A 21440-nucleotide genomic window follows, 5' to 3' on the forward strand; every position below is an offset into this window, starting at 1 on the left:
ATCCGGTTCAGGGCCGTGTTGAGCCGGTGGAAATCAAAGCGGGCACGGGTGTGCATCTGCTCAGCGGCCGCCGCGATACGCACCATCGGACGCGGGACGTCAAGGACGCCCTCCTGCTCGTGGTCCGGTTCAGGGGATGAGTCCTGATCCGGGGTGAACTCGAACTTCACGGTCCTGCCTCTCCACATCCGGCTTTCACACGCCTCCCGCTGGCTCCGTTGAGTGAGTCGCACCGCGAACACCCACGGTTCCGATACTCCCGGAACCCGGTGACACTCCACGGAACCGCGTCCCGGGCCTCGCAGACCCTTACCAAGGATCACAGCAGGTCAACGGCATGAAGGAACCCGAGGGGAGCCCGAACGTCGGGCTGACCGAAACCGGCCACGTGAAGTGGGACTCGCCGCGTCAGTGCCGAGGCGCACACTGAACAGACGCGTCCGGCCCGCGAGTGCGAACCTCGCGGGCCGGATCGGAGGGAGCGGATAAAGGCCCCGCCCCGCGGCTAGTACTCGGGCAGGCTCGGGTCGACCTGGTTGATCCAGGCCAGCACGCCGCCGCCCACGTGCACGGCGTCGGAGAACCCGGCGGCCTTCACGGCGGCCAGGGCCTCGGCCGAACGCACACCGGACTTGCAGTGCAGGACCACGCGCTTGTCCTGCGGCAGCTGCTCGAACGCCTTGCCGTTGAGGAACTCACCCTTGGGGATGAGCGTGGCGCCCGGGATGCTGACGATCTCGTACTCGTTCTGCTCGCGCACGTCCACGAGGAAGATCTCGTCGGGCTTGTTGTCCAGCAGCTCCTTGAGCTCCGGAGCGGTGATGGTCGAGTCCGCGGCGGCCTCGGTGGCCTCCTCGGACACGGCCCCGCAGAAGGCCTCGTAGTCGATGAGCTCGGTGACCGGCTCGGTGTCCGGGTCCTTGCGGACCTTGACCTCGCGCCAGGTCATCTCCAGGGCGTCGAAGATGAGCAGGCGGCCGACCAGCGGGTCACCGATGCCGGTGATCAGCTTGATCGCCTCGTTGACCATCACCGAGCCGATGGACGCGCACAGCACGCCCAGCACGCCGCCCTCGGCGCAGGACGGGACCATGCCGGGCGGCGGGGGCTCAGGGTAGAGGTCGCGGTACTGGGGCCCGTACTCGTTCCAGAAGACGCTGACCTGACCGTCGAACCGGTAGATCGAACCCCAGACGTAGGGCTTGTTCAGGATGACGGCGGCGTCGTTGACCAGGTACCGGGTGGCGAAGTTGTCCGTGCCGTCCAGGATCAGGTCGTAGCCCGCGAGGATGTCCAACGCGTTGTCCGACTCCAGGCGGTCCTGGTGCAGGATGACCTCGACGTTGGGGTTCACCTCCTTGATGCTGTCCCGGGCGGACTCGGCCTTGGGGCGGCCGACGTCGCTCTGCCCGTGGATGACCTGACGCTGGAGGTTGGACTCGTCGACGACGTCGAAGTCGATGATGCCGAGCGTGCCCACACCGGCGGCGGCCAGGTAGAGCAGGGCCGGGGAGCCGAGACCGCCCGCACCGACGACCAGCACCTTGGCGTTCTTCAGGCGCTTCTGGCCGGCCATCCCCACGTCGGGGATGATCAGGTGGCGCGAGTAACGGCGCACCTCGTCCACGGTCAGCTCGGCGGCTGGTTCGACCAGCGGCGGCAGCGACACGGTGACTCCTCATGACTGTTCGGGTCGCTTCGCGTCCACCCGTGCCGAGGGGCCCACGGGAACGTGGGGGTGCGCGAAGCTGCTTGCACTCATACCCAACCTAACGGGTGGGGTATTCCATTCCCACCCCGGGGAGGCGTGGTCCTCGTCGCCCCCGGGCGTTTCCTGACCTCCCTCAACCACTGCGGCCCGGGAGTTCATTCCACACGGTGCGGGAACACCGGCCGCGCGGCTCCCCTTGCCCCGAGAGTCGTCGCGGGTAGTGTCGCTCGTACGCTCCGCGACGATCCTAGGAGGACCCTGTGGCAACTTCCGACGACAGTGGGAACCGGCGGCCCAGCGCCCCCGAGGACGAGGACCCGACCTCGGCGGTGCCCGAGGCGGACGCGGCCGAGCAACACGTACGGGCCGACGCCGACGGTGACGAGGGCCGCGAGGAGTGGACCGAGCGGGCCGCTCGCGAGAGCTTCGACCAGGCCGACGAGGCGGACGTGATCGAACAGGTCCGGGAGGCCGGGCAGGACGAGGAAGAACGCCGCTGACCGCACACGGTCCCGCCCCACCCCGCCTGACCACGGGCGGTCGTCCGTGCGCACTGCCCACTCCGAAGCTACGCCGGAGTAGGATGAGGGAAAAGCTGCGGGGCGCGTCACAGAGCCGAGACCGCGTCCGACAGCGTAAGCCACGCAGATGTCCGGTGAATGGTGTGCATCTGCCATGCCGAGTTCGGAGGGTGTGGGTGTGACAGCTCCATCAGACGCCCGCGCCCGGGGCACGCGCCTGCCCCGGGTCCGGCGCCGCCGCCAACTCCTGGCAGCGGCTCAGGAGGTCTTCGTCGCCCGTGGCTACCACGCCGCGGCGATGGACGAGATCGCGGACCGCGCGGGAGTCAGCAAGCCGGTCCTGTACCAGCACTTCCCCGGAAAGCTGGAGCTCTACCTGGCCCTTCTGGAGGAACACTCCGAGGCCCTGGTCGAGAAACAGCGGGAGGCGCTGGAGAGCACCGACGACAACCGTCAGCGCGTCACCGCCAGTTTCCAGGCCTACTTCGACTTCGTGGCGGGTGACGGTGAGGCGTTCCGGCTGGTCTTCGAATCCGACCTGCGCAACCTCCCGGCCGTCCGGGAGAAGAGCGAGCAGACGTTCCAGCGCTGCGCGGAACTGATCGGCAAGGTCATCCGCCAGGACACGAGCATCTCCGACGACGAGGCGCACCTGCTGAGCATCGCGCTGGTCGGCATGGCCGAGACCAGCGCCCGATACTGGCTGAACAACCACGGCGCGATCCCCAAGGACGCCGCCGAACAGCTGGTGGCCCGGTTGGCCTGGCGCGGGATCAGCGGCTGGGACCTGACCCGGTCCGCCGACGAGGACGGACCGGAGACCGCCCCCGGGGCCTGACCCGCACTGACACTCCCGCGAACCACGCGGAACGGCCCCCGGAACACCACGGTGTTCCGGGGGCCTTCGCGTTCCCCTGCGCTCTCCATGCTTTTCCCGCGCAATTACCAACCGGGGATTATCCCGAATCCCCGGGCGAAGAAGAACCACAGAATGGCCATTCCTCGACCAAGAGCGGGCAATCAACGCGACACCGGCATTCAGAACGGTTCGATTATCGTGCGCCGGGTATCGCGAAACTGAGAAGTAACGCGCTTCTCTTCGCCGTATCCGTTCGGCACCGGCCACCGGTGCCCGGACGGAACCAGCGATTCGGGGGTGAGGACGTATGGACATCGGTCAGGGCCTGATGGACGCCTGGCAGACCGTGGCGGGCTTCGTACCGCTACTGCTGGGCTTCCTGGTGATCCTGGTACTGGGCTGGATCATCGCCTGGTTCGTGGGGAAGGGCGTCGCCAAGGGCCTGCACAGTGTCGGGCTGGACCGCGCGCTGCACCGCGGGGGCGTGGGCGAGTACTTCGAGCGCAGCCGCTGGACCGCCAGTGAGCTGGGCGGAAAGATCGTCTACTACGTCGGACTGTTGTTCGTGCTGACGCTCGCGTTCAACGTCTTCGGGCCGAACCCGATCAGCACACTGCTCAATGATGTCATCGCCTGGATTCCGCACGGCATCGTGGCGCTGATCATCGTCGTTGTGGCGGGCATGATCGCCAAGGCCGTCCGGGACCTGATCACCGGTGCCCTGGGCGCTCTGTCCTACGGCCGGTTCCTGGCCAACGTCGCGGCCGTCGCCGTCCTGGCGCTCGGTGTCATCGCGGCGCTGAACCAGATGGGCGTCGCCACCACCGTCACGCTTCCGGTGCTGGTCGCGGTGCTCGCCACGGTCGGTGGCATCCTGGTGGTCGGCGTCGGCGGCGGACTCATCCGCCCGATGCAGTCCCGCTGGACGAACTGGCTGGAGGCGGCCGAGCGTGAGACCGCGCGCGTGAGCGGCGGTGGGAGCAGCTACGACGCCGGGCGCGAGGCGGCCATGGGCCGCCCCGGTTTCAGGGCCTCCGAGGGCCAGGGGACGCCGGAAGAGGCTTCCAGCCTGCCGGGACAGCGCCCGAGGGGCGGTGAGTCCACCTCGTAGACACGAGGGCGGCCGGGTCACCCGGAAACGCAGGTGAGGGCGGGGCCAATGGCCTCGCCCTCGTCGTGTGCGCCGTCCGTGCGGCGCCCCGTCACAGGAACTCGGAGTCCCGCAGTTCCTGACGGGAGAGGTTCTCGATGCGTCGCCACGCCAGGACGCCCGTGGCGATCAACGGCAGGAACGCCAGCCAGAAGACGACGCTTCCGGGTCCGGTGAACACCATCGACGCGAGCGCGACAACGAAGATCAGTGCGAAAAGCGCGAAGTCGACGCGATCCTGCTGGATCAGGACGCCGACCGGTGGGCGCGCCGCCCCATGCCGACCGCTCCTCATTCGCTTTCCTTTCTCGCGGCTCTTCGGGCCGCTCCGCAGTTACGGTGCCCGGGTACCGCCTCGCCCCTGGAACACTGTGAATACACCGTTGCATTCCGCAGGCCGCCGGTTCCGGCGGTGCGCCGATCCGGATCGGGCCGCCAAGGTTCACCGGTGCCTTTTCAGCGTACGCCCAAGTGGCGGATCGCGCCGGAGAACCAGAAGGCGATGACCGCGAGAGGAATCGCGGCGCAGATCACACCCGCCTGCGGACGTCACCAACCTAGCGGACGAAACCGCGGTCCTTCGCCAGTCGGCAGATCGCGAGAATGCGGAGCGTCTCCCAGTCATAGCTGGAGTCCTCGGAGTCCCAGCCGCGTTCGAGGCAGCCGTCAAGGAAACCGTGCAGGTACGTCCCGAGCGTGTTGGCGGTCAGTTCGGCGCCGCCGGAGACGATGCCTTCGCACACCTGTGCGGCGTGCTGGTCCAGCTCAGCGCTCATCCAGGGCGGTACCGGCGCGTCGAGGGGGCCGATCTTGTGGAAGTCACGGGTGAGTCCGGCCAGCGGGTGGCGCACGGAGGTCCCACGGGGCATGGAAGTACCTACTCGCGTGGTCAGGAGACGGGAAACTCCATCGACTCTATGTGCGCCGAACCAATGGATCGTAACGAATGTGTTGGAAATTACCCGCACTTGACCAAGTGGGACCAAGTTCCGGTCAAACACCCAAGAAGGTGGAAACCAGTACTGGTCGGACGTTCCGCGCGCCTATTCGGCCAGACCCATCGCGGAGAGTCGCGCCGCGTGCCCCTCCGTGAGGGAGGCGAACATCCGGCTGACCGCGGCGAGGTCGCCCAGGCCCGAGTCGCCCGTCCTCTCACCCCGCTCGACCACCTTGGGGTCACGCGCCAAAAGGGTGGCCAGCTGCGGCCGGTCCACCGCCACGGCCTGCGCCTGGCTCAGCGCCTCCCCCACCAGACGGCGGGCCCACAGGGACAGGCGCCCGGCCAGCTTGGGGTCCTCGGCGAGCGCGGCGCGCACCTGCCCGGCGACGAACGCGGCCCGCTCGGTCTCGGCGAGCACGTCCTCGACGAGGGCGCGGGTGTCGGCGTCGGCCAACTCGGCGACCCTGCGGTAGAAGTCACCCGCGATGCCGTCGCCGACGTAGGTCTTGACCAGGCTCTCCAGCCAGCTCTGCGGTTCGGTGCGCTCGTGCCAGGCGTCCAGGGGCCGCACGAACGGGGCCATGGCCTCCTCGGGGTCCACCCCGAGCTCCGCCAGGCGCTGGTGGAGCGCCTGGTAGTGGTTCTGTTCGGTGGCGGCCAGACCCGCCAGCTGGCCCTTGGTCCGCAGCGACGGCGCCAGACCGGCGTCGTCGGCCAGACGGAAGAAGGAACCGAGCTCGGCGTAGGCGAGCAGTCCGAGCAGATCGATCACGCCGGGGGCAGCAGAGGGGCCTTGGGTCATGCCCGTCAGGGTATCGTCCGGCCTCCCCCGCACCCAATCGGGGACTAAACGCCTCCGGAGAACGGTTGCACCCGCTGAGAGCGGGTACGGTCCCGGCCGTCGGAGCCCGGTGAAGAGCGGGGTCCACAGCACAGTGAGCAACTATGTGCACCGGGCGAACCAGCAGCTAGACTCAGCGTGATGACCGGCGCGCACGATCGCGGCGCCGCGTCCCGCACCCCAGCGACGCGGGCCCTCCCGCGAGCACCTTCCGGCGCCGCGGACGCGGGCGCCCAGCGACGTGCGACCGGACACCACAACGTGTCCTCACGAGCAGTGCGGCGTGAGGGAGCAACGGCCCACGCGCCCAGCTACGCACCGCACACGACAATCCAGCGGATGGAACCGACACATCGTGACCAGGGAACCCCCCGGGCCGCGCGGGTCCAGACGGCAGCGCCACCGAGACTCCCTCGCCGAAGCGGGAACCGGTGAGCCGCGCCCTCCGCGGCGGTCACAAGCCGCCCGCGACCGCACCCCGCCGCGGCCACGAACAACGCTGCGGCCCGCCTAGATGGAGGCCTGAGCCCTGAGCAGCACAGCAGAAACCACGACATCCGCGACCACCTTCCGAGACCTGGGCGTGAGCCCGGAACTCGCCGACGCCCTGGAGGCGGAGGGGATCATCTCCCCGTTCCCCATCCAGGAACTGGCCCTGCCGATCGCGCTGAACGGCAGCGACATCATCGGCCAGGCGCGTACCGGAACCGGCAAGACCCTCGCCTTCGGTCTTCCCCTCCTCCAGCGCGCACAGGAGAAGCCGGGCACGCCCAAGCGGCCGCGCGCCCTGGTCGTCGTCCCCACCCGTGAGCTGGCCATCCAGGTGGCCGCCGACCTCACCACCGCGAGCAAGCGCAGCGGTGGCCGCATCCTGACCGTCTACGGCGGCCGNAGGGCGTCGACGTCGTCGTCGGCACCCCCGGCCGGCTCCTCGACCTGGAGAACCAGAAGCACCTGCGGCTGGACGAGGTCGCGGCGGTGGTCCTGGACGAGGCCGACAAGATGCTCGACCTCGGTTTCCTCCCGGACATCGAGCGCATCCTCAAGAAGATCCCGACCGAGCGCCAGGTGATGCTCTTCTCGGCCACCATGCCGAGCGAGATCGTCACGCTCTCGCGGAACTACCTGCGCCAGCCCACCCACGTGCGGGCCGGTGACGACAACGAGATCGACGGCTCGGCCATCACCAAGCGGATCGCCCAGCACGCGTTCCGCACCCACCAGATGGACAAGCCCGAGATGCTGGCCCGGCTCCTCCAGTCCGAGGAACACGGCCAGAGCATGGTGTTCTGCCAGACCAAGCGGGCCTGCGACAGGGTCGCCGGGGAGCTCAAGGACCGTGGCTTCGCCGCCGCGGCCGTGCACGGCGACCTCGGCCAGAGCCAGCGCGAGCGAGCCCTGCGGGCCTTCCGCAACGGCAAGATCAACATCCTGGTCGCCACCGACGTGGCCGCCCGGGGCCTGGACGTCGACGACGTGACCCACGTGGTCAACTACGAGACGCCCGAGGACGAGAAGACCTACACGCACCGCATCGGCCGCACCGGTCGCGCGGGGCGCACCGGCACCGCCGTCACGTTCGTGGACTGGCAGGAGATGCCGCGCTGGAAGCTGATCAACGGCGCGCTCGACCTGGACTTCCACGAGCCCGAGGAGACCTACTCCACCTCCCCGCACTTCTTCGAGGCGCTGCGCATCCCCAAGGGGACCAAGGGCAAGCTCGCCATGGACAAGCGCGGCGAGCACGCCGGCTTGGAGGCCGAGGAGGTCGAGGACATCGGCGACACCGGGCAGCCGCGCGGCGGCGACCGGGGTGGCCGGGGTGGCCGCAATGGCCGTGGCGGCGACCGCAAGGAACACTCTGAGCAGGGGGGACGCAAGAGCTCCCGTGACCGTGACCGCGACCGGAACCGTTCGCGCCGACGCACTCGCGGCGGTGAGAACGCCGGCCGGTCCGAGGGTGCGGCGGAGAAGGCCTCGGTGAAGGCCGACGCCCCGACCAACGGTCCCGAGCAGTCCGCCGAGGGTGACGGTGCCCGCCGGGTCCGCCGCCGTCGTCGCACCCGTGGCGCCGTGCGCCGCGACCCCGAGAACACCTGACACACCTGATCCGAGAACGGTCGAATCCGCGTCGGGTACCCCCGGACCGGTAGTCCCATCGTCTAGGGTGGCCCGACGTGAGTACACCTGAGTTCCTCGATCCGCCGCCGGGTGTGCGGCGCACGGACCTGCGTCTTTCGTACGGTCCGGTGGCCGCACTCCGGGCCCAGCCCACCTCCGGCGGCACCGTCCTGACCCCCGCTGTCCTGGTGCACGGCTTCACCGGCAGCAAGGAGGACTTCATCGCCCTCCTCCAGAGCCTGGCGCAGGCCGGGCGGGAGGTGGTCGCGATCGACCTGCCCGGCACGTACCGTTCGCCGGGCCCCGAGACCCTCACCCCGCCGCCCGGGGTCGAGCTGCCCGACTACCGCCTGTCCTCCCTGGGCGCCGTCGTCGGAGAGGTGCTCGACGTGGTCGGCGACGGCGGCCCTGTGCACCTGGTGGGGCACTCCTTCGGCGGGCTGGTCGCCCAGGAGGCGGCGCTGACCGAACTCACTCCCCTCTCCTCCCTCACACTGATGTGTTCCGGCCCCGGCGCCCTGAGCGGCGCCGGCGCGGACCGGGCACGCAACCTCATCGCCGCACTGTCGATGGACCCCACCCCGGAACGGCTCCGGACGCTGTGGGACGAACGCTTCGCCGCCGAGGCCCGCGCCCGCACCCCCAAGCCGGAGGTCGTCGACTTCCTGCGCGACCGGTTCCTGAACACGAGTGCGCTGGCCCTCATCCGGATGGCCGAGGATCTGCTGGGCGCCCGGGACCGGATCGACGAGCTGGCGGAGGTGGACCTCCCCGCCCTGGTCATCTACGGCGAGAACGACGACGCCTGGCCGCTGGCCGAGCAGGACGGGATGGCCGAGCGCCTGGGCGCGCGGCGGCTGGTGGTCCCCGGAGCGGGCCACTCCCCCAACGTGGAGGCACCTGAGACCACGTCGAGCGCGCTCACGAGCTTCTGGAACGAGACGGAGTCCGTGGGCCGCCGCTGACCGGCAACCGGTCCGAGACCGGTGGTGAACGAAGACGTACGGCCGGGCCTCCGCTCCTCACAGGGTGCGGCGGCCCGGCCGTTCGGGTTCGGGAGTCCGGGGGTCAGACCCAGGAGTCGAAGTTGCGGCCCTCGGCCTCGACCGTGGTGGACGGTCCGCGGTCCGGGAGGATGCGGGTGTCCGGCGGCAGGGAGAGCAGGTTCTCGCCGATGGAGGCGAGCTGGGTGGTGTAGTCGATGTAGGTGTTGCCGACCATGCCGGGCTCGCCCTTGCGGAGGGTGTCACCGCTGAACACGGCGCCGAGCTCGCTCACGTAGAAGCCGACGGTGCCGTTGGTGGTGCCGGGCAGGGCCAGGACGTCGATGTGCAGGTCGCCGATGTCCAGGGCGCCCTCGCCCTCGACGTCGATCTCCGGGCGGTGCTCCGCTCCGTGGATGCGGCGCCAGGCACGCATCTCGCGGGGGTGCAGCGCGATGTCGGCCTCGGTCTCCTCCGCGATGGCCAGGGCCGACTCGATGTGGGGGCTGTAGCCGTTGGTGCAGGCCACCAGGTAGACCTCGCGGTCGCCGACGGCCTTCATGATCGCCTCGGCGTCGTGGGCGGGGTCGATGATCACGACGCCGTCCTTGTCGGCCTCGATGATCCAGGTGTTGCTGATGATCTCGTACTTCTCGCCGTCGAACTCGAAGGTCCCGGCGGTGCGGACGCGGATGACGCCGTCCGAGTCGGGGCCGGTGACACCGACCTCCTCCACCTCGTCGTCCTCGTCGACGGACACGGCGGCGGCCTTGGTGTCGTCCTCAGCGTCCTCGGCATCGGCATCGGCGTCGGCGTCAGCGTCAGCGTCAGCCTTGGCCTCGTCCTTGGCGTCGGACTCGTCGGCGCCGGACTCGTCGGCGCCGGACTCGTCGGCGCCGGACTCGTCGGCCTCGGCCTCGGCGTCCTTGACCTCAGCCTCGTTCTCGGACCCGGCGTCCTCGGCCTTGTCCTCGGCCTTGTCCTTGGTCTCCGTGGTGTCGACCGCGTCGTCCTCGGTCTCCTCGGTGACGTCCTCCGCGACCTCCGCAGCGGAATCGGTGGCCTCTTGGCCGTCCTGCTTCTTCGGCTTCCGCTTCCAGAACACGGCTCCAGACCTCTCATCCAGGGGTAAGTGCTAAATCGCTGCGACCATTCTCGCGTCCCCGCGCAGTGATCCGTACCGTACCGAACCCCCGGCTCCGGCGGCGGGTCACCCCACGATCAGCGGTACCCCCGTCGCGGGAGCGGTGAGCTCCTCGAAGGCCTCCGGGGCCGTGGTGCGAGAACCCAGCCGGTGCCCTGTGAGCGCGCCGTGGTCGTCGCTGGAGCCGGTGACCACCACGCCCAGATCGGCGGCCACACCCCGCCAGAACTTGCGCTGCGGCCGGTTGTGCGAGGGGTGGTCGGCCTCGATCCCGCCCAGACCGGCCGCCGCCATGCGTTCGGCCAGCTCCACGGGGACTGCGCCGTTGGTGGCGCCCTCGGCCCGCCCCGGGTGCGCCAGCGAGCAGACCCCGCCGGCCTCCCGGACCAGTTCGACCGCGCGAACCGGGTCGATCGCGTACCGGGAGGCATAGGCCGGGCCACCCGATCCGATCCACTTGTCGAAGGCGTCCTGCACGTCCCGGGCAGCGCCCGCCTCCACGACCGCCCTGGCCAGGTGCGGGCGGCCGATCGTGTTGGCGTCCGCGTACTGCGCCTCGCCCGCTCCGGCGATCTCCAGCACCCGCTCCCAGGTCACGTCCACACCGTGCTCCTGGAGCTTGCGCACCATCTCCTCAGCGCGCGAGGCCCGGTCCGAGCGCACACGGCGCAGCTCGGCGGCCAGCCCCGAGGAGCCCGGGTCGAACAGGTAGGAGACCAGGTGGACGCTGGAGCCCTCGTAGGCGCAGGACAGCTCCATGCCGGGGACCAGGGTGAACCCGGAGGGCAGATGCGCCGCCGCCTCCTCGATCCCGCCGACCGTGTCGTGGTCGGTCAGGGCCAGTACGTCGAGTCCGGCGGCGACCGCGTACGCGATGACCTCGGCTGGGGCGTCGGTCCCGTCGGAGACCGAGCTATGGGAGTGCAGGTCGATACGTGTCACCGGGCGATTGTACGTAAGCGGGGGCGTTCCCGCTCGGTGCGGGACGCAGGACGGGATCAGTCCTGCTCGCCCTCCACCACCAGGACGCGGCCGAGGAAGGGGCTGGGCGCCCCGAACGGCGGTTCCTGGGCGACGCCTCCGTCTCGAAGGTCGCGCAGGTCCCGAAGGGAGCTGACCTCGCACATCAGCAGGCCGGTGTCGGCGGACGCGAAGACCAGCCACAGCCAGTGGGAGAGAGCCTCACCCGCGTAGGCGGCGCGGTCGCGCCCCAGATCGAGGTTCCACAGCGCCATCTCGTGCCCGTCGAAGCGCACCTTGGCGTCGGGCGGACCGGAGTCGAACCCGTGGCCGGGGTCCGGGCCCTCCAGCCCCGCGATGCGGGCGCCCAGGCCGATTCCCGGGTCCTCCGCGACGATGACGGCCTCACCGACGCCCCCGAGCGGGTTGGGGCCGGAGAGCGCCACGGCCACCGCCAGGGCACCGCTGCGCTCGTCACCGACCTCCGCGAACCCGGTGACCACCCATCCGGTCGGCAGCGGCCACGGAATCCACACGGGGACCCCGGCCTGCGAGAGGAGGGAGTCGAGTGCGGCGGGGCCCGGTGCCCGTACTCCCTGGAGAGGTGCCACCGCCCCATGGGCGTCACACCTCCACGCGCTGGTCCACAACCCCGGGGGTTGCACGGCGCGTCCGCAACGTGGACACGAGGGCTGGGCTTTCATGTTCTACGTGTTTACCCGAGTGGTGTCCTGTGAAAACGCCGAGCGGGCGGGGCGCGATCGCACCCCGCCCGCTCCGGGCGACGGCGGGCCCGAAGGTCCGCCGTTCACCGCCTACTGCTGCTGACGCTTCCGGTTCGCCGTGATCCGGCCGCGCTCCTTCTGGTCGAGGATGACCTTGCGGATGCGGACGTTCTCCGGCGTCACCTCGACGCACTCGTCCTCGCGGCAGAACTCCAGGGCCTGCTCCAGGGAGAGCTTGCGCGGCGGCACCAGGCGGACGAGCTCGTCGCCGGTGGCCGAACGCATGTTGGTGAGCTTCTTCTCCTTGGTGATGTTGACGTCCATGTCGTCGGAGCGCGAGTTCTCGCCGACGATCATGCCCTCGTACACCTCGGTGGTGGGCTCGACGAACAGCGTGCCGCGCTCCTGGAGGTTGAACATCGCGAACGCGACGGCCACACCGGCGCGGTCGGCGACCAGGGAGCCGTTCGGACGGGAGCGGATGTCGCCGAACCAGGGCTCGAACTTCTCGAAGACGTGGTTGGCGATACCGGTGCCGCGCGTCTCGGTGAGGAACTCGGTGCGGAAGCCGATGAGGCCGCGGGACGGGACCAGCCAGTCCATGCGGACCCAGCCCGTGCCGTGGTTGACCATGTTCTCCATGCGGCCCTTGCGGACGCTCAGGAGCTGGGTGATGGCGCCCATGTACTCCTCGGGCGCGTCCACGGTGAGGCGCTCGACCGGCTCGTGCACCTTGCCGTCGATATTCTTGGTGACCACCTGCGGCTTGCCGACGGTCAGCTCGTAGCCCTCACGGCGCATCTGCTCGACCAGGATGGCCAGCGCCAGCTCGCCGCGGCCCTGCACCTCCCAGGTGTCGGGACGCTCGGTCGGGAGCACGCGCAGGGAGACGTTGCCGATGAGCTCCTTCTCCAGGCGGTCCTTGACCAGACGGGCGGTGACCTTGGCACCCTTGACCTTGCCGACCAGCGGCGAGTTGTTGGTACCGATGGTCATGGAGATGGCGGGCTCGTCGACCTTGATGAGCGGCAGCGCCACGGGGTTCTCGGGGTCGGCGAGGGTCTCGCCGATCATGATCTCCTCGATACCGGCGATGGCCGCGATGTCACCGGGGCCCGCCTTCTCGGCGGGCTTGCGCTCCAGACCCTCGGTCATGAGCAGCTCGGTGATCTTGACCTGCTGGGTGGTGCCGTCCGTGCGGATCCACGCGACCTGCTGGCCCTTGCGGAGCTCACCCTGCTGGACCCGGACCAGGGCCAGACGGCCGAGGAAGGGGGAGGCGTCCAGGTTGGTGACGTGGGCCTGGAGGGGCGCGTCCGGGACGTACTCGGGGGCCGGGATGGTGTCCAGGATGGTGGAGAACAGCGGGACGAGGTTGTCGTTGTCGGGCACGGTGCCGTTGGCGGGGCGTTCCAGGGAGGCCTTGCCGTCACGGGCGCACGTGTAGACGATCGGGAACTCGATCTGCGACTCGTCGGCGTCCAGGTCCATGAACAGCTCGTAGGTGTCGTCCACGACCTCGGCGATCCGGCTGTCGGGCCGGTCGACCTTGTTGATCACGAGGATGACGGGGAGCTTGGCCTGGAGGGCCTTGCGGAGCACGAAGCGGGTCTGCGGGAGCGGGCCCTCACTGGCGTCGACGAGCAGGACGACACCGTCCACCATCGACAGGCCGCGCTCGACCTCGCCGCCGAAGTCGGCGTGGCCGGGGGTGTCGATGATGTTGATGACCACGTCCTCGCCCTCGGGCGTGGTGTAGTGCACCGCCGTGTTCTTCGCGAGAATGGTGATGCCCTTCTCGCGCTCCAGGTCGTTGGAGTCCATCACACGGTCGTCGACATCCTGGTTCTCCCGGAAGACTCCGGACTGCCAGAGCATGGCGTCAACGAGGGTCGTCTTGCCGTGGTCGACGTGAGCCACGATGGCGACGTTGCGCAGGTCACTGCGGCGGGCGGAGCCCTCGACGGGCGTAGCGCTGGACATGCTTAAGTCTCGATCTCCTGTACTGGGTAGAGACCGCAGAGTGCCACGGCCCGTAGCCAGTTTATGCGGTCATAGCGGGCTGGTTGGGAAACGTACAGGTCACCCCGGTTAGTTTCGTCACCCCGAAGGGGGTTTCGCCGAGGGGTGTCCGAGCGTGCGTCATCCCTGTCATGAAGGGCTTTCGTGCGTCTGGAGGAGCGGGGTGAGCTCCGCCAGGAAGGGGATGTCGGCGGGCATCCAGTCGAGGTCGCGGAGCCCCTCGGCGGGCACCCAGCGCACCTCACGGTGCTCCAGCGCCCGGGGCTCTCCGGTGAGGAGTTCGGCCCCCAGCAGGCGCAGGACGGCGGGGCGGGTGTGCCCGTCGGAGGGGGCGGGGAAGGGCACGTCGGCGCCGATCTGTTCCCCTGCCCGAACGGTGACGCCCAACTCCTCCTGGCACTCGCGGACCAACGCCTGGGCGGGGGTCTCCCCCGGTTCGGTCTTACCGCCGGGGAACTCCCACAGCCCGCGCAGGCGCTCGGGTTCGGCGCGCTGCGCGGCCAGGACGTGTCCGTCCCGGATGATGGCCGTGCCCACCACGATCAGTGTCTCTCGCACGAACAACCACCCTAGGCCCTCCCGGCGACCCCGGGTGTGGTCGGGGAACCCGCCACCGGCCCCGTTCCCCGACCTCCGGGGTCGGCCGCCGCGAGGTGCCCGCGACGGCCGACCCCGGACACCTCCCCGCTACGCCTCCGCGGCGGAGGCGTTCAGCACCCGGGGATCCGCAGCAGCCTGCCCTGCCGGTCGCTGACGTAGACCGCGTCGCGGCCGTGGTCCAGCCCGATCCCGCAGACCGGGCCGAGACCGTCCGCCACCGCGCGTTGGAGGCCCTTCTCCTCGCCGTCGGTGCGGACGACCTCGTGCAGTCTGCCGCCCGCCGGGTCGGCGACGTAGGCGTTGGCCGAGCCGTCCAGCGCCACACGGATGCTCTGTCCCAGGGCGGTGGCCACCCGCTGCGGAGAAGCCTCCTCCGCCGTCAGGTCGACCTCGTACAGCTCGCCCCGGTCGTACTGGCCGACGTAGGCCCTGTCACCGTTCAGCGCCACCCCGGCGGCCCTCGGCACCGGCCAGCTGCGCCGCTGCTCCGCCGAACCGCCGTTCAGGTCGTACTCGACCAGCCTTCCGGCCCCGAGGTCGCTGACGTAGACCCGGTCGTTCGACGGGTCCACCGCGACGCCGTAGACGGACAGACCGTCGACGACCGTCACGGGTGCGGCGGAGGGGTCGGAGAGCCTCACCGTGATCAGGCGCCGGTTGTTGTGGTCGGTGAGGTAGGCCCTGTCCCCCGGGCGGGTCCAGCGCCACGTCGTTGGTGTCTCCCAGGCCCTCCGCGACCCACTCGGTCTCGCCGCTGTCGAGGTCCACCTTGTGGAGCCGACCGCCGCGACCGCGCTCGACCACGTACGCCTTCCGGCCGTCCGGGTCCAGTGCGAGGCCCTCGGCCCTGCCCAGCCCCGTGGCGACCTCGTCGGGGGTCGCCTTCGGGACCTCCGGTCGCGCCAGGTCGACCTTGTGGAGGGGGTGGTGCTTCTCCTCGAAAACGAGGTTCTCCAGCTCGAAGACCTCGTGCTCCCCGGCCAGGGTGGAGACGACCTCGGCCTCGCCCCTCTGCATGAAGGGTTTGCCGTCGTCGGTCAGGTCGAAGGCCTCCTTCTCCTGGCCGGTTTCGTTGAGTTTCCACGCGAGCACCCTGGAGTACCGGGGGTTCGAGGACTGCGGCCCGGCGGGACGAGCCTCCTTCACCTCGACCGGCTCGGGGTAATACAGCGCGACCCAGCCGCCGAAGGTGATGGGGAACTCGTAGTCGAACCGGCGCACCTGGCGCCGCTGCGTGGCCAGCACGTCGACCCGGCTGCCGACCTCACCGCTCAGGGTGGACGACGTCTTGAACCCGGTGGTCAAGGAACCGCTGACCGATCCGGTGATCCCGAGCATCAGCTGGGCCGACACCTCCCCGGTGCCCGTCGCGGTCCCCGTGGCCGTGGTCGTGCTCGTGGTCTGCGACTGGGACTCCGTGTCGACGCCCTGGTTGTCCTTGCTGTTCTTCAGGGTGGTCTTCTGGGAGTTGTTCAGGGCCATGCTCTTCTGGAGCTGCTTTGCAGCGAGGCGGTGGCCTTCGCGCCGAAGGTGAGCTGGACCTGCCCCTGGAGCGACCAGCTGATGGTGTTCGAGATGGAGAACTCGACCGTGTGCGACCAGGTCGTGGGGGTGGGGTCGGTCCGGTTGACGTACGTCTGCTTGGAGACGACGTCGGGCGGCGGCTGCGTGATGTCGCCGCGCTCCTCGACGAGGGGCACGCCCACCGTCATGTAGGCGCGCCACTCGCGTTGGTGGGCCGTGTCCTCCCGGTCGGGAAAGTCCCCGAACCGCCCCTTGTTCAGGGAGAACCCGGTGGGATACACGTACCGGTCCCTGCCGTCCGAGGTCTTCCGTTCCGCCTTACGCCTCAGTTTCTCCCGGTCCCGTTCCAGGATGACCGGAGCCTTGGCGGCGATGTCGAGTTCCTTGAGGTTCCGCCCCGTCATTGGGTGCCGGATGAAGCGTTCTCCGAGACGGGTCGTGCTCACGTGGTTCTTGGTGGGGCCACCCATGGCCTCCTCCTTTTCTCATGACGAAACTCAACGTGTGCTGGGTGATACCGGGACCGGTTCCCGAATGGCGACCGGGCGTCATTCTTCGGGCGGCCTGCGATCGAAGCCCCTGACATTCGCCGTCGACTCCTCGTTGTCCTTCTTCAACCCCTCCCGCTCCTCAGCGCTGATCCTCGGTTCGTCCTCCTCCTCGACCTCCACCCGGACCTTCGTGAAGGCCTGGTCCTTGGCGGAGGAGGCCATTCCGGCGGTGGACTCGGGGTCCTCGCTGGCGTCCTGCTGCTCGGCGGCGGCCGTCCGGGTGTTCCCGAACAGCGGGGTGACGAAGTTGGTCAGGATCTCCAGCGCCTCCGGCGAGGTCTCGCGTACGAGCTTCGGATCGCGCTCGACCTCGGGGATTCCTTCGAGGAGCTCCGGGTCGACGCCCTCCCACTCGGGGCGGGCCCCCGGGACCCTGCCGTGCAGGTTCCGGGCGGACTCCTCGGCGGACCCGGCCTCGTTCCTTCCGTTGCCGAATATGTTCTTGAAGGTCATGACCCTCTCCCTTTGCTGCTCTGGTCTCTCGGCGGGATCACTGCTCCTGCGCGGGCTTCACTTGCGCGGTACCGGTTTGCGATCGCATGGTTCACCGCGCACACCACAAATGGGGGAGAATCGCCACAGGGCGCATTCACCGGGTTTCACTGATGAGTCGGGGGTTGAGGGGGTACGTCATTCCCTGGACGGGGACTCCGTGTCCGCCCATACCCTCATGATGAACCATGTACTCGGTTCATGCATGCTTTTTCCGGACAGAAACCCACCAGCCTCGTCATTGGTCTGCAAAGTCTGGAATAAGAACATCACGAATTAGATTGACCTATGTCCGGACATGCGAATTTCGGGCGCGTGCCGGAGCGCGACGGGGAAACCGCCCTCGCGATCACCGGTCGGCCGGGGTGGCGGGATCAGCCCGAGACGTCCGCCAGCGATCTGCGCAGGCGGTGCGCGAGCGACGTGTACCGGCGTCCCGAGGAGGCGTTGGCGACCGCGCGTGCCAGAGCGCGGCGGGAGCCCACCAGCACGACCAGCTTCCTGGCCCTGGTGATCCCGGTGTAGAGCAGGTTGCGTTGCAGCATCATCCACGCCGAGGTGGTGACGGGGATGACCACAGCCGGGTACTCACTGCCCTGGGAGCGGTGCACCGTGACGGCGTAGGCGTGCGCCAGTTCGTCGAGCTCGGCGAAGTCGTAGGCGACCTCCTCGTCCTCGTCCGTGCGCACGGTCAGCTCCTGGCCCACCTGGTCGATCCCGGTGACCACTCCCAGGGTCCCGTTGAACACCCCGTTCGCGCCCTTGTCGTAGTTGTTGCGCACCTGGGTGACCTTGTCGCCCACTCGGTACACCCGGCCGCCCAGCCGCCGCTCGGGCACGTGGTCACCGGGCGGGGTCAGCGCGGTCTGGAGCGCCGCGTTGAGGTTGACCGCACCGGCCGGGCCGCCCTTCATCGGGGTGAGGACCTGTACGTCCCTGCGGGGGTCGAGGGAGAAGCGCCGGGGGATGCGCCGGGCCACCACGTCCACGACCGTCTCGGCGGCCTCCTCCGCCTCGTCGCAGGCGAAGAGGAAGAAGTCGGACATCCCCTGGAACTCGGGAGGTTCCCCCTGGTTGATCCGGTGCGCGTTGGTGACCACGCCGGACTGCTGGGCCTGGCGGAACACGTGGTTCAGGCGCACGTGCGGGACGGGGGAGCCCTCCTCCAGCAGGTCACGCAGGACCTGGCCGGCGCCCACGGACGGCAGCTGGTCCACGTCGCCGACGAACACCAGGTGCGCCCCGGGCGGGACCGCCTTGACCAGTTTGTTGGCCAGGACGAGGTCGAGCATGGAGGCCTCGTCCACCACGAGGAGGTCGCAGTCCAGGGGGTTGTCGCGGTCGTGCGCCGCCTCACCACCGGGGCGCAGTTCGAGGAGCCGGTGGACGGTGGAGGCCTCGTGGCCGGTGAGTTCGGTGAGGCGTTTGGCGGCCCGCCCGGTGGGTGCGGCCAGGATGATCCTCGCGTCCTTCACCGACGCCATGGTGACGATGGAGGCCACGGTGTAGGACTTGCCGCAGCCCGGGCCGCCGGTGAGGACGCAGACCCTGCTGGTCAACGCCTCGCGGACCGCGTCCCGCTGGGCCTCGGCGAGGGTGGACTCCGAGCGCCTGTCGAGCCAGTCGAAGGCCTTGGGCCAGTCGACGTCGGTGAAGGCGGGCAGGCGCTCCAGCGGAGTCTCCAGTAGGGAACGCAGACCGGCGGCCAGGCCGATCTCGGCCCGGTGGAAGGGCAGGAGGTAGACCGCGCGGACAGGTTCGTCGTCGGGGCCGGGCACGGTCTCGCGGGCCACGCCCTCGGCGGCGACCAGCTCGGCCAGACACTCGATGACCAGCCCCGTCTCCACCTGGAGGATCTTCACGGCGGCGGAGATGAGCCGTTCCTCGGGCAGGAAGCAGTGCCCGTCGCCACCGGACTCCGAGAGGGTGAACTGGATGCCCGCCATCACCCGTTGGGGGCTGTCATGCGGGACGCCGACCGCCTGGGCGATGGTGTCGGCGGTCCTGAAACCGATCCCCCACACCTCCGAGGCCAGCCGGTAGGGCTCCTCCTGGACCACCCGGATGGAGTCGTCGCCGTACCTCTTGTAGACGCGCACGGCCAACGAGGTGCTGACCTGGACTCCCTGGAGGAAGACCATGACCTCCTTGATGGCCTTCTGTTCCTCCCAGGCGTCGGTGATGAGTCCGGTGCGCTTGGGCCCCAGCCCGGGGACCTCGATCAGGCGGGCGGGCTCCTCCTCGATGACGTCGAGGGCCTCGGTGCCGAAGTGGTCGACGATCCGCTCGGCCATGCGGGGCCCGATCCCCTTGATCAGCCCGGACCCGAGGTAGCGGCGGATGCCCTGCACCGTCGCGGGCAGCACCGTGGTGAAGTCGTCCACGTGGAACTGACGGCCGTACTGGGGGTGCGACCCCCAGCGGCCGAACATGCGCAGTGACTCGCCGGGCTGGGCGCCCGGCAGGGAGCCGACCACGGTGAGCAGGTCGTGACCGCCACGGCCGGTGTCGACCTTGGCGACGGTGTAGCCGTTCTCCTCGTTGGCGAACGTGACGCGCTCCAGGACGCCCTGGACCACCGCCCGCGCGTGCGTGGACATGGGCCCACCGTCCTCTCAGCGGTCGTCCGCGCCGGGCAGCGGCGGGGCTTCGTCCCCCAGAACCGCCAGCACGCGGTCCCGGTCCGCCCTGCGCAGCCCCGCGGCCACCAGAGTGTACGAGTGGACCAGCATCTCCACCAGTTCGTCGTCGGGGACGGTGCCGTCCAACCGCACGGAGTTCCAGTGCCGCTTGTTCATGTGCCAGCCGGGGGTGACGGCCGGGAACCGCCCGCGCAGGTCCAGGGCGAGTTCGGGGTCGCACTTGAGGTTGACCGTGACGGCCGCCTCGGCTGAGCCCCCGCTGAGGAGGGCGAACATTCTCTGGTCGGCCACCTTGTACACCAGCGCCCCCGGCCCGAAGGGCTCGCTCTCCCGAGCCTCGGGAAACCACAGCGCTGCGTCGATGAACTGTTCCGGTGTCATGCCCTCTCCCCCACGCCGGTGTCCGACCGGTGTCCAGTTCGAGCCTGCCAGAGCGCACCGACCTTCGGGAGCCCCTCCTCCAGCCTGTGGACAACTCTCCGGCGCCGCGCGGGGACGGGCCCGCGAAGGGGACTCACGGATATGATCCGGCTCGAACCTCCCCCCACTGCCGGTTGGAGTGCCCATGAAGGCGCGCGGTGTACGCAGGCTGGCCCCGCTCGAACCGGGGGACCCCGTGGAGGTCGCGGGGCACCGGGTACGCGGTCGGGTCGGCTCGGGGGGCATGGGCACCGTGTACGCCGCCGAGTCCCCGGGCGCCCACGGCTACCTGGCCGTCAAGGTGGCCCACCCGAGGCTCGCGCGCGACGAGCGGATCCGGGAGCGCTTCACCCACGAGGCCCGCCTGCTCGCCAAGGTGGACAGCCCGTGCGTGGCGCGGTTCGTGCGCGCGGACGTGGAGGCCCTGCCGCCGTGGATGATCACCGAGTACGTCCCGGGGCCGACCCTGCGCCACCACGTGGAGCGGTTCGGACGGCTGCGCGGCGGCATGCTGCTCGGGCTGGCGGCGGGCGTGGCCGAGGCCCTGCGCGCCGTGCACGCGGCGGGGGTGGTGCACCGCGATCTCAAGCCCGGCAACGTGGTGCTGTCCGGCCGGGGGCCCAAGCTCCTGGACTTCGGTATCGCACACGCCGTGGAGGACCCCGATCCCACCAAGTGGCGGCGGCTGCGCCGGATGCGCCGGGCCTACCGGACGCTCGGGCTGCCCTCCCCGGAGACCCTGGCGGACCGGCGCACCGCCCGGACGCTCGACCGTCGGGGCACCCCGGGGTGGATCAGCCCGGAGCAGTACCGGAGGCAGCCCACCACGCACGGGTCGGACGTGTTCCTGTGGGGCGCGACGGTCGCCTTCGCGTCCGTGGGGCACGACCCGTTCGGGACCGCGCCGCCCCGGGAGATGGCCCGGAGGGTGACCTTGGAGGAGCCCGATCTGCGGTACCTGCCCGTGGGGCTGGAGAAGTTGGTGGTGGCGGCGTTGAGCAAGAACCCCGAGGACCGCCCGCGCTCCGGGGAGCTGCTGCGCGCGGTACTGGACCTGGAGGGGCCGGAGGGCGGCGTCCGGGCCCGGGCGGGCGCGCTAGAGGGGGGCGTACGCGGGCTGCTGGAGCGCCACTGGACCCGGGTCGCGGTGCGGTCGCCCCTGCCTCCCCGCGAGGGCGGGTTCTTCGGCCGTCCGCCCGCCTAGGTGTACTGACCTGAGAGGTTAGGAACACGG

At 69.9% G+C, this 21440-nt stretch carries 20 protein-coding genes and 1 pseudogene; 6 read left to right on the forward strand and 15 right to left on the reverse strand.

Going from position 1 to position 21440, the window contains the following annotated elements; all coding sequences use genetic code 11:
- Positions 1–505: 505 nt before the first annotated feature.
- Positions 506–1669: an adenylyltransferase/sulfurtransferase MoeZ gene (moeZ, locus tag D452_RS0126690; RefSeq protein WP_017547196.1), complete on the reverse strand. Its 1164-nt coding sequence runs from the start codon at positions 1667–1669 to the stop codon at positions 506–508.
- Between the two features lie 302 nt (positions 1670–1971).
- On the opposite strand from moeZ, the gene D452_RS0126695 reads away from it, so the two are divergent.
- The 3 genes from D452_RS0126695 (at position 1972) to D452_RS0126705 (ending at position 4202) form a co-directional block, all read left to right on the forward strand.
- On the forward strand, positions 1972–2211 hold the full coding sequence (locus D452_RS0126695; protein WP_017547197.1) for a hypothetical protein: 240 nt from the start codon (positions 1972–1974) through the stop codon (positions 2209–2211).
- Positions 2212–2410: 199 nt separating this feature from the next.
- On the forward strand, positions 2411–3070 hold the full coding sequence (locus tag D452_RS0126700) for a TetR/AcrR family transcriptional regulator (RefSeq protein WP_026129705.1): 660 nt from the start codon (positions 2411–2413) through the stop codon (positions 3068–3070).
- 328 nt (positions 3071–3398) lie between these two features.
- The gene (locus D452_RS0126705; protein ID WP_017547199.1) at positions 3399–4202 is read left to right on the forward strand and encodes a mechanosensitive ion channel family protein; all 804 of its coding nucleotides are present in this window, start codon (positions 3399–3401) and stop codon (positions 4200–4202) included.
- A 91-nt stretch (positions 4203–4293) separates the two neighbouring features.
- On the opposite strand, the gene D452_RS0126710 is transcribed toward D452_RS0126705, so the two are convergent.
- The 3 genes from D452_RS0126710 to D452_RS0126720 form a co-directional block, all read right to left on the reverse strand.
- Positions 4294–4536, reverse strand: coding sequence for a hypothetical protein (locus tag D452_RS0126710; RefSeq protein ID WP_017547200.1), 243 nt, complete (start codon positions 4534–4536; stop codon positions 4294–4296).
- Between the two features lie 262 nt (positions 4537–4798).
- Complete coding sequence (locus D452_RS0126715) at positions 4799–5110, reverse strand: DUF6401 family natural product biosynthesis protein (protein WP_017547201.1); 312 nt, start codon at positions 5108–5110, stop codon at positions 4799–4801.
- A gap of 174 nt (positions 5111–5284) precedes the next feature.
- Positions 5285–5983 (reverse strand): ferritin-like fold-containing protein, encoded by a 699-nt coding sequence (locus D452_RS0126720; protein WP_026129706.1) that lies wholly within the window; start codon positions 5981–5983, stop codon positions 5285–5287.
- Between the two features lie 622 nt (positions 5984–6605).
- On the opposite strand from D452_RS0126720, the pseudogene D452_RS32010 reads away from it, so the two are divergent.
- Positions 6606–8122: pseudogene (locus D452_RS32010) on the forward strand (DEAD/DEAH box helicase).
- Between the two features lie 77 nt (positions 8123–8199).
- Positions 8200–9108, forward strand: a complete 909-nt coding sequence (locus tag D452_RS0126735; RefSeq protein WP_026129707.1) for an alpha/beta fold hydrolase — start codon at positions 8200–8202, stop codon at positions 9106–9108.
- 103 nt (positions 9109–9211) lie between these two features.
- On the opposite strand, the gene D452_RS0126740 is transcribed toward D452_RS0126735, so the two are convergent.
- From D452_RS0126740 to D452_RS0126780, 11 genes are all read right to left on the reverse strand, one after another.
- Positions 9212–10231, reverse strand: a complete 1020-nt coding sequence (locus D452_RS0126740) for an MBL fold metallo-hydrolase (RefSeq protein WP_017547206.1) — start codon at positions 10229–10231, stop codon at positions 9212–9214.
- 105 nt (positions 10232–10336) lie between these two features.
- Complete coding sequence (locus tag D452_RS0126745) at positions 10337–11212, reverse strand: PHP domain-containing protein (RefSeq protein ID WP_017547207.1); 876 nt, start codon at positions 11210–11212, stop codon at positions 10337–10339.
- A 56-nt stretch (positions 11213–11268) separates the two neighbouring features.
- The gene (locus D452_RS0126750) at positions 11269–11934 is read right to left on the reverse strand and encodes a DUF6758 family protein (protein WP_051061378.1); all 666 of its coding nucleotides are present in this window, start codon (positions 11932–11934) and stop codon (positions 11269–11271) included.
- Between the two features lie 111 nt (positions 11935–12045).
- Positions 12046–13938, reverse strand: a complete 1893-nt coding sequence (typA, locus tag D452_RS0126755; protein ID WP_017547209.1) for a translational GTPase TypA — start codon at positions 13936–13938, stop codon at positions 12046–12048.
- A 168-nt stretch (positions 13939–14106) separates the two neighbouring features.
- On the reverse strand, positions 14107–14535 hold the full coding sequence (locus D452_RS0126760) for a (deoxy)nucleoside triphosphate pyrophosphohydrolase (RefSeq protein WP_026129708.1): 429 nt from the start codon (positions 14533–14535) through the stop codon (positions 14107–14109).
- A 152-nt stretch (positions 14536–14687) separates the two neighbouring features.
- Positions 14688–15026, reverse strand: a complete 339-nt coding sequence (locus D452_RS31920; RefSeq protein ID WP_338042036.1) for a hypothetical protein — start codon at positions 15024–15026, stop codon at positions 14688–14690.
- On the reverse strand, positions 15010–16059 hold the full coding sequence (locus tag D452_RS31925; protein WP_338042037.1) for a YncE family protein: 1050 nt from the start codon (positions 16057–16059) through the stop codon (positions 15010–15012). Before D452_RS31925 ends, D452_RS31920 begins: the two co-directional genes overlap by 17 nt.
- On the reverse strand, positions 16050–16571 hold the full coding sequence (locus D452_RS31930) for a hypothetical protein (RefSeq protein ID WP_338042038.1): 522 nt from the start codon (positions 16569–16571) through the stop codon (positions 16050–16052). The genes D452_RS31925 and D452_RS31930 overlap by 10 nt, the downstream gene beginning before the upstream one ends.
- 78 nt (positions 16572–16649) lie before the next feature.
- Positions 16650–17105: a hypothetical protein gene (locus tag D452_RS0126770; RefSeq protein WP_017547212.1), complete on the reverse strand. Its 456-nt coding sequence runs from the start codon at positions 17103–17105 to the stop codon at positions 16650–16652.
- Between the two features lie 413 nt (positions 17106–17518).
- Positions 17519–19744: an SF1B family DNA helicase RecD2 gene (gene recD2, locus D452_RS0126775; RefSeq protein ID WP_017547213.1), complete on the reverse strand. Its 2226-nt coding sequence runs from the start codon at positions 19742–19744 to the stop codon at positions 17519–17521.
- Between the two features lie 15 nt (positions 19745–19759).
- Positions 19760–20167 (reverse strand): MmcQ/YjbR family DNA-binding protein, encoded by a 408-nt coding sequence (locus D452_RS0126780; RefSeq protein WP_017547214.1) that lies wholly within the window; start codon positions 20165–20167, stop codon positions 19760–19762.
- Between the two features lie 184 nt (positions 20168–20351).
- Here D452_RS0126780 and D452_RS0126785 point away from each other — a divergent pair, with 184 nt between their 5' ends.
- Positions 20352–21410 carry a serine/threonine-protein kinase gene (locus D452_RS0126785; RefSeq protein WP_017547215.1) on the forward strand — a complete coding sequence of 353 codons (1059 nt, stop codon included), beginning with the start codon at positions 20352–20354 and terminating at the stop codon, positions 21408–21410.
- The last annotated feature ends 30 nt before the right edge of the window (positions 21411–21440 follow it).

This window comes from Nocardiopsis prasina DSM 43845, from assembly GCF_000341265.1.
GTDB lineage: Bacteria > Actinomycetota > Actinomycetes > Streptosporangiales > Streptosporangiaceae > Nocardiopsis > Nocardiopsis prasina.

What these genes read in the sequence shown, in the direction of transcription:
- D452_RS0126705 (WP_017547199.1), top strand. Translation starts at nt 3,399, where the DNA reads ATGGACATCGGTCAGGGCCTGATGGACGCCTGGCAGACCGTGGCGGGC.
- D452_RS0126710 (WP_017547200.1), bottom strand. Translation starts at nt 4,536, where the DNA reads ATGAGGAGCGGTCGGCATGGGGCGGCGCGCCCACCGGTCGGCGTCCTG.
- D452_RS0126715 (WP_017547201.1), bottom strand. Translation starts at nt 5,110, where the DNA reads ATGCCCCGTGGGACCTCCGTGCGCCACCCGCTGGCCGGACTCACCCGT.
- D452_RS0126720 (WP_026129706.1), bottom strand. Translation starts at nt 5,983, where the DNA reads ATGACCCAAGGCCCCTCTGCTGCCCCCGGCGTGATCGATCTGCTCGGA.
- D452_RS0126750 (WP_051061378.1), bottom strand. Translation starts at nt 11,934, where the DNA reads ATGAAAGCCCAGCCCTCGTGTCCACGTTGCGGACGCGCCGTGCAACCC.
- typA (WP_017547209.1), bottom strand. Translation starts at nt 13,938, where the DNA reads ATGTCCAGCGCTACGCCCGTCGAGGGCTCCGCCCGCCGCAGTGACCTG.
- D452_RS31925 (WP_338042037.1), bottom strand. Translation starts at nt 16,059, where the DNA reads ATGGCCCTGAACAACTCCCAGAAGACCACCCTGAAGAACAGCAAGGAC.
- D452_RS31930 (WP_338042038.1), bottom strand. Translation starts at nt 16,571, where the DNA reads ATGGGTGGCCCCACCAAGAACCACGTGAGCACGACCCGTCTCGGAGAA.
- D452_RS0126770 (WP_017547212.1), bottom strand. Translation starts at nt 17,105, where the DNA reads ATGACCTTCAAGAACATATTCGGCAACGGAAGGAACGAGGCCGGGTCC.
- recD2 (WP_017547213.1), bottom strand. Translation starts at nt 19,744, where the DNA reads ATGTCCACGCACGCGCGGGCGGTGGTCCAGGGCGTCCTGGAGCGCGTC.
- D452_RS0126780 (WP_017547214.1), bottom strand. Translation starts at nt 20,167, where the DNA reads ATGACACCGGAACAGTTCATCGACGCAGCGCTGTGGTTTCCCGAGGCT.
- D452_RS0126785 (WP_017547215.1), top strand. Translation starts at nt 20,352, where the DNA reads ATGAAGGCGCGCGGTGTACGCAGGCTGGCCCCGCTCGAACCGGGGGAC.